Here is a 12,159-nt window from a genome sequence, read left to right as displayed (position 1 = left end):
CCGGCAACTGTCTCTCTGACGCACGGACATAAAGGACGAAATCATGAAGAAACTGCTCGCGCTGTTGATGATCACCGCGGCCATGGCCGCCTGCAGCAAGAAGGAAGAAGCGCCGGCCACGCCGAGCGCCGATAGCGCCATGCAAAGCGCAGCGGAGTCGGCCAAGGCCGCCGCTAGCGATGCCGCCGCAGCCGCCAGCAACGCCGCCGATGCCGCCAAGGCCGCGGCAAGCAACGCCGCCGCCGATGTCTCGGCTGCTGCGGACAAGGCCAAGACCGATGCTGGCAACGCCATGGAACATGCCAAGGAAGCCGCCAAGGACGCCGTCAACGAAGGCGCCGACAAGGCCAAGGACGCCGTCAATAAGTAATGACCGCTACGCGGATTCGCACCAGCCGCCAGGGTTCGGCGCTACACTGCCTCCCTAGCTGGTAGACCCGCCGAAAGCCCCGCCAGGCCAACGCCCGGCGGGGTTTTTTGTTTTCGGCCGGCGTGTTGCCGCCGGCGCTTCCGTTCCCGCATTGCCGATGTCCCCTGCCCTGTCCGGCGCCTTGCCGGCTACTCCCACCGTGCGCGAAGCGCAGACGCTCGCCGCCATGGCTGGCTTGCCCACGCTGGAAGCGCGGATGCTGCTGACGCACGTCACCGGGCTGACCCGCACCCAACTGATCACCCATGACGGCGACACCCTGACGCTGCCCCAGCGCGATGCCTTTGCCACGCTGCTGGCGCGCCGCCTGGCCGGCGAGCCGATGGCCTACCTGATCGGCGAGCGCGAATTCTTCGGCCGCAAGTTCCGCGTGACGCCCGATGTGCTGATCCCGCGCCCTGACACGGAAATCGCCGCGGAATCGTCATTGGCGCGGCTGGCCGGCGTCCAACACCCCCGCGTGCTGGACCTTGGCACGGGTTCGGGCATCCTGGCCGTGACCATCGCGCGCGAGCGCACCGATGCCGAGGTGTGGGCGACCGACATTTCGCCGGGCGCGCTGATGGTGGCGCAGGACAACGCCTGCGCACTCGGTGCAGACGGCATCCAGTTCCTGGTTTCGGACTGGTACGCCGCCTTGCCGCCCGGGCTGCGTTTCCACCTGATCGTCAGCAACCCGCCGTATATTGCCGAAGGCGACCCGCATCTGGTGGAGGGCGACCTGCGCTTCGAGCCAATCGACGCGCTGACCGACCACCAGGACGGCATGTCGGACCTGGCGGCGATCATCGCCGGCGCGCACGGGCGGCTGCTGCCCGGCGGCTGGCTCCTGATGGAACATGGCTACGACCAGGCCGCGGCCACGCAGGCGTTGCTGGAGCGCGCCGGGTTCACCGAAGTTTTCACCGCGCGCGACCTGGCCGGTCAGGAGCGCTGCACGGGCGGACGCCGTCCCGGAGCCGCCTAGTGGGGGCAGCCTGAAGGCTGGCGGCGAATCCGGTAAAATTTGCAGTCAGATCACCGTCGCGCGGCATCCCCGTGCGGCCTTCGACACCCGGTGGCTCCTGGAATGCAGGCGCCACCTCAACCGACAAAGCAATCATGAGTGACGTGCAACAAAAGATCGACCAGATCGTCAAGGGCAACCCGGTGGTCCTGTTCATGAAGGGCACCGCGCAGTTCCCGATGTGCGGCTTCTCCGGCCGCGCCATCCAGATCCTGAAGGCCTGCGGCGTGGATGCGCCGGCCACGGTCAACGTGCTGGAAGACGAAGGGATCCGGCAGGGCATCAAGGAATACGCCAGCTGGCCGACCATCCCGCAGCTCTACGTGAACGGCGAGTTCATCGGCGGCTCGGACATCATGATGGAGATGTACCAGAACGGCGAACTCCAGACCCTGCTCAAGGGCTGAGGATTGCCATGCCCGTGACCGGCGGCGCCGTGCCGCAACGGCTGATCGTCGCCATCACGGGCGCCACCGGCGCCATCTATGGCGTGCGCCTGCTGCAGGTGCTCCGCGAAGTGCCGACGGTGGAAACCCACCTGCTGATTTCCCCGGCGGGCGTGATGAACCTCCAGCACGAGCTGGAGATCAGCCGCGCCGACGTGGAAGCCATGGCCGATGTCGTGCACAACGTGCGCGATATCGGCGCGACCATTGCCAGCGGCTCGTTCCGGGCGCATGCCATGGTGGTGGTCCCGTGCTCGATGCGCACGCTGGCCGCCGTGGCCCACGGCCTGTCCGACAACCTCATCACGCGCGCGGCCGACGTCACGCTCAAGGAACGCCGCCGTCTGGTGCTGATGGTGCGGGAGACGCCGCTGAACCTGGCGCACCTGCGCAATATGACGGCCGTGACGGAGATGGGCGGCATCGTCTTCCCGCCCGTGCCCGGCTTCTACCAGAAGCCGCAAAGCATTGCCGAGCTGGTCGACCACACCGTGGGCCGCGTGCTCGACCTGGTCGACCTGCCGGATATCGCCCAGACCCTGGCCCCGAGCTGGCCGGGGCTGAACGGCGGCTACGGCAAGGCCGGAGACGGCGGCAACTGAGCCGCCCACCCCGGCGCCGGCTTACCAGTAGTGGCGCCGGCCGTAGTAGCCATAACCGCCATAGCCGTAGTACGGCCGCGGCGACACCACCACCGCCGGCGGGCCGACATAGACCGGCGCCGGCGCCACCGCGACGGCGGGGCCCGGGCCAGCCGGATACGGATATACCGCACACCCGCCCAGCAAGGCTGTGGCAGCGGCCGCTGCGGCCAGTCCAATCGTTACTGTTCTCATCGTTTTTTCCTTGGGGTCGCTTCCGGGCATGTGCCTGCCCTGGAAGCGTTATACGGGGCCCTCGCGTAATACAGCGTCAAGGCGCTGTAACCCTTGTTACGATTCGCAACGATTGGATGAACGTAAAGCCGCTCCGTTGTGCCTCAGATCTCGAACCGGATGCCCTGGGCCAGCGGCAAGGTATCGCCGTAGTTGATGGTATTGGTGGCCCGCCGCATATAGCCCTTCCACGCATCCGATCCCGACTCGCGGCCGCCGCCGGTCGCCTTCTCGCCGCCGAACGCGCCGCCGATCTCGGCCCCGCTGGTGCCGATGTTCACGTTGGCGATGCCACAGTCGCTGCCCGCCGATGACAGGAAGCGTTCCGCCTCGCGCAGCGACTCCGTGAAGATGCACGACGACAGCCCGTGCGCCGCCGCATTGTTCAGCGCGATGGCCTCGTCGAGCGAGGTGTAGGGCATCAGGTACAGGATCGGCGCGAAGGTCTCGGTCAGCATGGTGTCGTGCTGCACCTCGGTCATCACCAGGGCCGGGCGCACGTAGCTGGCATGCGGGAAGCGGTCGGCCAGCAGCCGTTCGCCCCCGGTGACAATACTGCCCTGCGCGCGGCAACTGGCCAGCGCGTTGGCCATGGCATCGGCCGCGGCGGTATCGATCAGGGGGCCTAGCAGCGTACCGTCCTCGAGCGGATCGCCAACTGGCAGGCGGTCGAACACCGTGACCAGGCGGCTCGTCAATGTGTCCATCAGGTCGGCATGGACGAAGCAGCGGCGCAGCGTGGTGCAGCGCTGCCCGGCCGTGCCCGCCGCCGCGAACGTGATGGCACGCACGGCCAGTTCAATGTCCGCCGAGCGCGTCACGATGGCCGCGTTGTTGCCGCCAAGCTCCAGGATGCTGCGCTTGAAGTGCTGGGCGCAAGCCACGCCGACTTCGCGGCCCATGCGCGTGGAACCGGTCGCGCTGACCAGGCGGACCGCCGGGTGCCCGACCAGATGCGTACCGATCATGCGGCCGCCCGGCAGCACTGCCGATATCCCCTCGTACTGCGGCGCCGTGGCGGCCAGCACGCGTTCGAACAGGCCATGCGCGGCCAGCGCGCACAGCGTGGTCTTTTCCGACGGCTTCCAGATCACCGCGTTGCCGCACACCAGCGCCAGCGCCGCATTCCACGCCCACACTGCCACCGGGAAATTAAAGGCCGAGATCACGCCGCACAGGCCATACGGATGCCAGGTTTCGCGCATGGCATGCTGCGGGCGCTCCGACGCGATGGTCAGCCCATGCAGCTGCCGCGACAGTCCGACCGCGAAGTCGCAGATGTCGATCATCTCCTGCACTTCGCCCAGTCCTTCCTGCAGGATCTTGCCCGACTCGAGCGACACCAGCCGGCCCAGCGCCATCTTGTGTTCGCGCAGCACCTCGCCGAAGCGCCGCACGATTTCGCCGCGCACCGGGGCCGGCACCAGCGCCCAGCCGCTCTGCGCCTCGTGCGCGCGTGCAATCAGAGCGTCCGCCTGGGCTGGCGTGCAGGCCGGAACGTGGCCGACGGCTTCGCCATCGACGGGCGAACGAACGATGACCGTGCCGGCCGGAGTGCCGTCGCTCCATGGCCGGGGCAAACCCATCGACTGCCAGCACGCCGCGATCTCTTGCGCTTTCATACCGTCATCTCCTGCAGTGGGCGCTGCGTGTAATGGCGGCCAAAACGGTTGGCCAGGAAGGCCGCCAGCGGCACGGCTTCCTGCCGCACGAAGCCAGACTGCGGCAGCCCGCCGCCGGCCACCAGGTCCAGCGCCGTGCAGATCGCCGCGGCCGTCGTCAGCTGGATGGCATTGACGTGCCCGGCCGGGCCATCCACGCCCCCGATACGCGCCGAGTACGAGGCCTGCGTGAGCGGCCCGCGCCCGCGCTCGCCGCCGGCCGGATAGCCGGTCGCGGTGGCGAAGATGATAACCACGTCCTGCTCCGTGACCGGAATCGACCGGTCGAAGATCTCGCGCAGCCAGCCGCGCCGCTCGCGCAGGCGCAGGTCGTTGAGCAGCAGCTTCATCAGCGCGCAGTGGCCCGGGTAGCGGATCGACTTGTAGTCGACATTGCGTGCGCGGCCCGACAGCGTCTCCGGCAGCGTGCCGAGCCCGCCTGAGGTATTAAAGGCCTCGTACTCGATGCCGTCCAGCGCGAAGGTTTCCAGACCTTCGAGCGCCGGCAGTTCCACGCTGCGGCCATCGACAATCGCCTCGCACGGATTGCAGTACTCGTTGATCAGCCCTTCGGTGCTCCAGGTCAGGTTGTACTTGAGCGCATTGCTCGGGTAGCGCGGCAGCGCGCCCACGCGCATCTGCAGGTCCAGCAACTCGCCGCCGCCGCGCACGAAGCGCTGCGCCAGGTCGTTGCCGACCACGCCGATAAAGCCCGGCGCCAGGCCGCACTGCGGCATCAGCACCGAACGCGCGTTCTGCGCGAGCTGGCGGATAGCCTGCGTCGCGGCCACGTCCTCGGTCAGGTCGAAGTAGTGCACGCCCAGCCGCGCGGCGACCGTGGCGACGCTCACCGCGGCGTGAAATGGCAGCGCGTTGAGGACCGCGTCGGCGCCCGCCAGCAGCGCGGCGCAGGTGCCGGGCTCGGTCGGATCGCCGGCGCGCACGGTGATGGCGCGCGGCAGGCCGTCGAGGCGGCGCGCATCGTTGTCGACCAGGCTCACGCGGTAGTCGCCGCTGTCGTGCAGCATGGCGGCAATGGTGCGGCCGATCTTGCCGGCCCCCAGCACGACGATTTGCAAAGGCCCCTTGGCCAGCGTCAGGTCCCGCGGCGAGCCGGGCCCCAGGGTAGTTGCCTGCATGGTGTCCTCCTCTGTCCAAGCCTGTTCGTGCATTCCGGACTCCTGACTGAAGTATGGTCAGGGTGCACAACGGAAAGAAGGCACAAGTTCGACGAATCCCCGCCATAATCGAACGAAACGACGACTGATTTCGACGATATGGCAGATTCCGACAAGCTCGACCAGACCGATCGGCACCTGTTGGCGCTGCTGCAGGCCAACGCCCGGGAAAGCGCCGCCAACCTGGCCCGCGGTCTGGGCATCGCCCGCACGACGGTGGTCGCGCGGATCGCGCGGCTGGAACGCCTGGGCGTGGTCGCCGGCTACGGCGTGCGGCTGGGGCGCGAGATGGGCGACAACGCCATCCAGGCCTTCTGCGGACTGTCGGTGCAGCCCAAGGCCGGTCCGGCCATCGTGCGGGCGCTGCAGCGCCTGCCGGAAATCGAGGAACTGAGTTCGGTCAGCGGCCCGGTGGATTACATGGCGGTGATCCGCTGCGACACCCATGCGCGGCTCGACCAGCTGCTCGACGAGATCGGCATGCTCGACGGCGTGAACCACACCACGACGTCGATCGTGCTGGCCAGAAAAATCGACCGCCGGCGCGCAACCGGCTAGCGCGGTATGCTCCTGCGACCACCCTTACGAAACGGGAGAGAAAAGACAATGAGCAATCCGATCCGTGTCGCCGTAGGCGGCGTAACCGGCTGGGCCGGCGGCGAACTGGCACGCGGCGTCGCGCACGCGTCCGACATGACGCTGGTGGCCGGCCTGTCGCGCGGCGCCGCCGGGCAGCCGCTGGCGCAGCTGACGGGCCATGCCGATACGCCGGGCGTGGCGGCGGCCAGCATCGAGGCGCTGGGCAGCACGCCCTATGACGTCTACGTCGAGTACACCAAGCCGGCCATTGCCAAGCACAACATCCTGCAGGCGCTCGCGCACGGCGCGCACGTGGTGGTGGGCACGTCGGGCCTGACCGACGATGACTATGCCGAGATCGACGCGGCCGCGCGCAAGGCCGATCGCGGCGTGCTGGCGTGCGGCAATTTCGCCATCACCGTGGTGCTGCTGCAGAAGTTCGCGGAAATGGCGGCGCGCCACCTCGACCACTGGGAGATCATCGACTACGCCAAGGCCGGCAAGGTCGACGTGCCGTCAGGCACCGTGCGCGAGCTGGCGTTCCGTCTCGGCGAGGTCAAGGCGGCGCAGCAGGCGGTGCCGGTGGACCAGGTCAATGGCCCGCGCGAGACGCGCGGCGCCACCATGTCCGGCACGCAGGTGCATGCCGTGCGGCTGCCCGGCTACCAGCTCGGCGTGGAAGTGATCTTCGGCGCCGACGGCCAGCGCCTGCACCTCAAGCATGAAGCCGGCGACGGCTCCAAGCCCTATGTATCGGGCGCGCTGCTGGCGATCCGCAAGGTCCACACCGTGCGCGGCGTGGTACGCGGGCTGGACAAGGTGATGGAAGGCATCTGAGCCAGCACGCGGGCAGGCGTTACCAGCTGCCCGGCTTGACCGGCTTGGGCGCCGGCTTCTTCTCCTTGCTCGGCGCGGCGGCAGGCGCCGATGCGGGCGCGAGCTGCTGCGCGACCTGCGCGTCCTTGTCCGCCATCAGCGCGCGGGCGCGGGGCAGCAGCATTTCGATGGTGCCGGTGCTCGGGTCTTCCGGCATGGCGTAGAGCTCGACCGTCAGTGGCTTCTGCATCCAGCCAGCGTGGATGGTCTTGACCGTGTTGCCGGCCTTGTCCCGCATGTCTTCCTGCTCCTGGCGGAACGGCTTGCCGTACAGGGCATTGACGCTGTCGAGGGCGGCCTGCTGCGAATTGGCGCCGCCGGTCGGCACGACCACGCCGACCAGCGCGTTACCGTCCGCAAAGGCCAGGACATGCACGCCGTCCATGAAGGACGGGCGCTTGTCGCGCGGGATGCCGACCTGGCGCATGATGCCGTCGCCCTTTACCTCGACGCAGAAAGCGGTCACATCGCGGCCATCGGGCGTGCGCTTGTCCGCACAGTCAGGCAGCGCGGGCAGCGGATTGCCGATTTCCAGCAGTTTCAGCATCGGGGCCAGCGCGCTGTCGCTGGCGGGCGCAGTCTTCTGGGCGGCTTTCGGTGCCGCAGCGGCAGGGGCGGCAGCCGCCGGGGCGGCAAAGGCGCTCGTGGCGGCGCCGATCAGGCCGGCGGCAGCCAGCCCGGCAACGGGAAATTTCAAAATCCGGACTCCTCAAAAAAGGCCCCTGTTGGAGCCTGCGGGGGGCCGGATGTTCCGGCCCCCCTGCATAACACCGCGCAGGCATGGCGCATGAGGCACTCTTCCATTGCAAAGTGCGCCCAAGCCGGCCTGCGCCGTCAGCCGGCGGGGGCCTTGCGCACCAGCGCCTGGGCCTCGCGACGGAAGACATGGCCGACGTGATGGTAGAACGGGGGCGGCGAGAACTGCCGCGAGATAAACGACGCCAGCAGTGAGGCCGCCAGCAGGAAAAGGGTCAGGTCCTGCGTGCGCGTCATTTCCATGACGATCACGCTGGCCGTAATGGGCGCCTGCGTGGCACCGGCCAGGAATGCGGCCATGGCCACCAGCGCCAGCAAGCGTGGCTCGTGCATGCCGGGGATAAAGTGGGCGACGTTCTCGCCGATGCCGGCGCCGATGGCCAGTGCCGGCGTGAAGATGCCGCCGGGAATGCCCGCGAAATACGACACCACCGTGGCCGCGAACTTGGCCAGGCCGAACCACAGCGTGGCGTGCGATTCGCCATTGATCAGCGCCGAGGCCTGCTCATAGCCCGTGCCCAGCGTCGCCCCGGCCGTCGCCCAGCCCAGCGCGGCCACGACCAGACCGCAGCAAAATGCCGCTTGCACCGGATGCGCGGGCGGCCAGTGGCGCCAGCGCTGCGGCAACAGTCCCGGCACGCCGCCGATCAGCGCCTTGGCAAACAGCCCGCCGAGCACGCCGCACACCAGCGCGCACAGGATCACCGGCCCCCACGCGGCATGCAGCACCAGCATGGGAACCTTGACGACAAAGTAAGGGTTGTTGCCGAGCAAGGCCAGCGACAGGAAGCCGGCCGTCAGCACACCAGACAGCACCAGCCGGTCCCAGCGCACGGCCGTGCCGCGGCCAAGTTCCTCGATGGCAAATACCACGCCCGCCAGCGGCGTGTTGAACGCCGCGGCAAGGCCACCCGCGGCGCCGGCCGCGATCAGCGCGTTAGGATGAAAGCCGATGCGAAAGCGCATCTTCTCGTGGCACCAGTGGCCCCAGGCCAGCATGGCCGCGGCGCCAACCTGCACCGACGGCCCCTCGCGCCCGACCGAAGCGCCGACGAGCAGGCCGGCGGCGGTCAGCACCACCTTCCACATCGACTGGCGGAACGACACCAGCAGCGTCTGCGCCGGCCCCGAAGGCGGCAGCGTGACGGCCGCGATCACCTGCGGAATGCCGCTGCCGCGCGCCTGCGGCGCGAGCCGGATGGTCAGCCAGCGCAGTGCGGCCAGCCCGAACGGGAGCATGACGAACGAGATCCATGGCGTGGCCTGCGTCATGTGGTAATTCCAGCGCAGCGCCAGTTCGGCGATCCATGCGAACACCAGCGAGAACAGCGCCACGCAGCCGGCACCGCACATGAAGACGGCATAGCGCAGCGTGGTACGGGAGATGCGCCCCGCCTGGCGCGACTTGCGCCAGGCCGCGAGGCGGGCGCGACGGCTGATCGCGTCGGTCAGGCGGTCATTGGCGCGGCCCCGGGGGGGGTCAGGGATGACATCCGAAGCCTCCGGGCGGACGGCTTCTGCGTTCTCGGCGGCGGAGGAAGCGCTGGTTGGTTCGGGTGGGGCGGGGTCTGTCATGACGTGCGGAGCATTGCGGCATCCTGCGCGCCCGGCGTTGCGGGCGCCTGTGCCTGGATGTCGCACTATACGCCCGTCAGCGCGGAGCGCACCGCACGTCGCCGGTAATCGGCCGAATGCCGCCGGTGCCCAAACGCGCGCTTCACCGCGCGGTGGTTCGTCAATCCAGCGTGATGTTGTTGGCCTTGATGACCTTGCCCCAGTGCTCGCGGTCCACTTCGACATAGCGGTCGATCTCGGCCTGCGTGCGGGGCGGCTGCACCACCAGGCCCAGGTCGTTGAAGGTGGCGCGGAATTTAGGATCCTTCAGCACGCTGTCGGCCGCGGCTCGCAGTCTGGCCACGGCCTCGGGCGGGGTCTGCGCCGGCACGGCCAGGCCGAACCACGTGGCGGCCTGGAAGTTGGGATAGCCACCTTCGGCGACGGTCGGCACATTGGGCAGGACGTCCAGCCGCTGGCGGCCGGTGACGGCCAGCGCCTTGAGCTTGCCGGCCTTGATGTGCGGCAGCGAGGTGCTGACCACGTCCACCATCAGCTGCGTGTCATTGGCCAGCAGCGCCGACAGCGCCGGCGCGCTGCCGTTGTAGGGCACATGCGTGACCTCGATGCCCAGCTCGGTCTTCAGCATCTCGGTGGCCAGCTGCAGCGCGTTGCCCAGTCCCACCGACGAATAGTTGAGCTTGCCGCCGCTGGCCTTGGCATAGCTGGCGAACTCTCGGACATTGCTGGCCGGCACCTTGGTGTTGGTCACCACCACCAGCGGCACCTCGGCGCCGACGCTGAAGATCCTGAAATCGCGCGGCGGATCGTATGAGATCTTCTTGTACAGCATGGGGTTGAGCACCATGCTGCCGTTGGTCGCCAGCACCATGGTGTAGCCATCAGCCGGCGCGCGCGCCACGCTGGTGGTGCCGACCATGGTGGCCGCGCCCGGGCGGTTTTCCACCACCACGGTCTGGCCCAGCTGGCGCGACATGCCGTCGGCCATCGCGCGGCCGAACTGGTCGGTCGAGCCGCCTGGGGTGTATGGCACCACGAGCTTGATCGGATGATCGGGATACGCGGCCAGCGCCGGCGCGGCGCCGCCTGCCAGTGCCCAAACGGCGGCTGCCGTCGCGGCGAGCCAGGTCCTGCGACTGAATTTGCTGCCTTGCATACTGTCTCCTGTCTGGCGGCGCCATCGTGGGCGCCATGCTTCTCTGGTTTTGATGGATGCGGCCTTGCCGCGCCCGGCTCAGACGCGCCGCTGGCGCCCTTCCCAGTACCGGTCGCGCAGCCGGCGCTTGGCCAGCTTGCCGGTTTCGTCGCGCGGCAATTGCGGCTCGATCACGATACTGCGCGGCACCTTGAAACCCGACAGGCGCGTGCGCAACCACTCGATGACGTCTTCCTCGCGGATCGTCGCGTCGGGCATTGGCTGCACCATGGCCAGCAGCCGCTCGCCATATTCATCGTCGGGCACGCCGAACACCACGCAATCGGCCACGCCCGGGTAGCGCACCAGTTCGTGCTCGATCTCGGCCGGATAGATGTTCACGCCGCCCGAGATCACCATGTCGGATGCACGGTCGCAGATGAACAGGTAGCCATCCGCATCGACATAGCCCATGTCGCCGAGCGTCACCAGGCCATCGCGGTCGATGGCGCGGCGCGCAGCGTCATTGTTGCGGTAAGTGAAGTCCGGGTAGGCGGGCTGGCGCACATAGACCATGCCGATCTCGCCCGGCGCGCACGGCTTGCCGTCGGTATCGAGAATGCGCAGTTGCGCGTCGTCCACCGGCTTGCCGGCGGTGCCGGGGCGGGCGGCGGCATCGGCGGGCGTGGCGACCGTGATCATGCCGGCCTCGCTCGACGCATAGGTTTCGTGGATGACCGGGCCGAGCCATTCAAGCATCGCGCGCTTGACCTCCGGCGCGCACGGCGAGCCGGTCGAGGCGACGAAGCGGATCGACGACAGGTCGTAGCGCGCGCGCACCCCGGGTGCGAGCTTGAGCAGGCGCACGTACATGATCGGCACAAGGTAAAGCACGTCGATGCGATGCTTCTCCACCAGCGCCAGTACCTGCTCGGCATCGAAGCGCGGCGTGAGCACCAGCCGCTCGGCCATCTGCAGCGCGTTCTGGATAAACGAACCGGGCGCGCTGTGGTACAGCGGCGCCGTCATCAGCACGCGGCAGCCGGGGACGATGCCGTAGACCTGCCGCACCAGCGAGCGCGAGCGCGCAAGCTGGTCTTCGAGCTGGTCCAGCGGCACCGGCTCGCGCAGCACGCCCTTGGGACGGCCAGTGGTGCCCGAGGTATAGGCCATATGGCCGCGCGGTGACACGCGCGGGCCGTCGTAAGGGGATTGCCGTGCGAGCCACCCTTCGTAGTCGATACCGTCGTCGGGCGCCTGCGCGTCATCGGCGACGACAAGCACGGTCATGCCCGCCGGTATGGCCTCGCGCACGGCAGCCAGCAGGCCTGCATGGACGATGAGCGCGCGGGCGCCGCTGTCGGCCAGCAGAAAGCGCACCTCCTCGGCGGTGAAGTGCCAGTTGATCGGGCAGTAATAAGTGCCGCCGATGCGGCACGCCTGGACGACATCGACGTAGACCGGATCGTTGCGCAGCAGCACCGCCACCACGTCGCCCTCCCGCAGCCCGGCGGCGCGCAGGCCGCCAGCCAGGCGGGCGCCACGATCGAGCAGTTCGGCGCCGTCGCGGTGCATGTCTTCGAACCAGAGGTCTGTCGCCATCGGTGGTCTCCTGTGCATTGTCCTGTTTGGCAGCGTTCCA

13 protein-coding genes are annotated in these 12,159 nt (G+C 68.5%); 6 read left to right on the top strand and 7 right to left on the bottom strand.

Going from position 1 to position 12,159, the window contains the following annotated elements; translation table 11 throughout:
* The first annotated feature begins 43 nt into the window (after nucleotides 1-43).
* The 4 genes from AC3FKG_RS26955 to AC3FKG_RS26940 all read left to right on the top strand — a co-directional run bounded on the left by AC3FKG_RS26955 (nucleotide 44) and on the right by AC3FKG_RS26940 (nucleotide 2,484).
* Nucleotides 44-370: a hypothetical protein gene (locus tag AC3FKG_RS26955; RefSeq protein WP_483709511.1), complete on the top strand. Its 327-nt coding sequence runs from the start codon at nucleotides 44-46 to the stop codon at nucleotides 368-370.
* A 157-nt stretch (nucleotides 371-527) separates the two neighbouring features.
* Complete coding sequence (prmC, locus tag AC3FKG_RS26950) at nucleotides 528-1,397, top strand: peptide chain release factor N(5)-glutamine methyltransferase (protein ID WP_488744607.1); 870 nt, start codon at nucleotides 528-530, stop codon at nucleotides 1,395-1,397.
* A gap of 134 nt (nucleotides 1,398-1,531) precedes the next feature.
* A complete protein-coding gene (grxD, locus tag AC3FKG_RS26945) occupies nucleotides 1,532-1,843 on the top strand; it encodes a Grx4 family monothiol glutaredoxin (protein WP_483709514.1) in 312 nt (103 codons plus the stop codon).
* 8 nt (nucleotides 1,844-1,851) lie between these two features.
* Nucleotides 1,852-2,484: a UbiX family flavin prenyltransferase gene (locus tag AC3FKG_RS26940; protein WP_483709516.1), complete on the top strand. Its 633-nt coding sequence runs from the start codon at nucleotides 1,852-1,854 to the stop codon at nucleotides 2,482-2,484.
* 21 nt (nucleotides 2,485-2,505) lie between these two features.
* Here AC3FKG_RS26940 and AC3FKG_RS26935 read toward each other — a convergent pair whose 3' ends face one another.
* The 3 genes from AC3FKG_RS26935 to AC3FKG_RS26925 all read right to left on the bottom strand — a co-directional run bounded on the left by AC3FKG_RS26935 (nucleotide 2,506) and on the right by AC3FKG_RS26925 (nucleotide 5,557).
* Entirely contained in the window at nucleotides 2,506-2,718 is a 213-nt protein-coding gene (locus AC3FKG_RS26935; RefSeq protein ID WP_483709518.1) for a hypothetical protein, read from the bottom strand.
* Between the two features lie 143 nt (nucleotides 2,719-2,861).
* Nucleotides 2,862-4,379, bottom strand: a complete 1,518-nt coding sequence (amaB, locus tag AC3FKG_RS26930; protein WP_483709519.1) for an L-piperidine-6-carboxylate dehydrogenase — start codon at nucleotides 4,377-4,379, stop codon at nucleotides 2,862-2,864.
* Nucleotides 4,376-5,557 (bottom strand): saccharopine dehydrogenase family protein, encoded by a 1,182-nt coding sequence (locus tag AC3FKG_RS26925; RefSeq protein WP_483709520.1) that lies wholly within the window; start codon nucleotides 5,555-5,557, stop codon nucleotides 4,376-4,378. The genes amaB and AC3FKG_RS26925 overlap by 4 nt, the downstream gene beginning before the upstream one ends.
* A gap of 138 nt (nucleotides 5,558-5,695) precedes the next feature.
* Between AC3FKG_RS26925 and AC3FKG_RS26920 the strand changes: the two genes are divergently transcribed.
* On the top strand, nucleotides 5,696-6,154 hold the full coding sequence (locus AC3FKG_RS26920; protein WP_483709521.1) for an Lrp/AsnC family transcriptional regulator: 459 nt from the start codon (nucleotides 5,696-5,698) through the stop codon (nucleotides 6,152-6,154).
* 48 nt (nucleotides 6,155-6,202) lie between these two features.
* On the top strand, nucleotides 6,203-7,012 hold the full coding sequence (gene dapB, locus AC3FKG_RS26915) for a 4-hydroxy-tetrahydrodipicolinate reductase (protein WP_483709522.1): 810 nt from the start codon (nucleotides 6,203-6,205) through the stop codon (nucleotides 7,010-7,012).
* 19 nt (nucleotides 7,013-7,031) lie between these two features.
* Here dapB and AC3FKG_RS26910 read toward each other — a convergent pair whose 3' ends face one another.
* The 4 genes from AC3FKG_RS26910 to AC3FKG_RS26895 form a co-directional block, all read right to left on the bottom strand.
* Entirely contained in the window at nucleotides 7,032-7,748 is a 717-nt protein-coding gene (locus tag AC3FKG_RS26910; RefSeq protein ID WP_488744606.1) for a hypothetical protein, read from the bottom strand.
* A gap of 137 nt (nucleotides 7,749-7,885) precedes the next feature.
* Nucleotides 7,886-9,382, bottom strand: coding sequence for a chloride channel protein (locus AC3FKG_RS26905; protein ID WP_488744605.1), 1,497 nt, complete (start codon nucleotides 9,380-9,382; stop codon nucleotides 7,886-7,888).
* A 160-nt stretch (nucleotides 9,383-9,542) separates the two neighbouring features.
* Complete coding sequence (locus AC3FKG_RS26900; protein ID WP_483709526.1) at nucleotides 9,543-10,538, bottom strand: Bug family tripartite tricarboxylate transporter substrate binding protein; 996 nt, start codon at nucleotides 10,536-10,538, stop codon at nucleotides 9,543-9,545.
* Between the two features lie 78 nt (nucleotides 10,539-10,616).
* Nucleotides 10,617-12,119, bottom strand: a complete 1,503-nt coding sequence (locus AC3FKG_RS26895; protein ID WP_488744604.1) for an acyl-CoA synthetase — start codon at nucleotides 12,117-12,119, stop codon at nucleotides 10,617-10,619.
* Between the last annotated feature and the right edge of the window lie 40 nt (nucleotides 12,120-12,159).

The sequence above is a fragment of the Cupriavidus sp. 22TCCZM04-2 genome (genome assembly GCF_057798895.1).
This window is presented reverse-complemented; position numbering and strand designations above follow the sequence as displayed.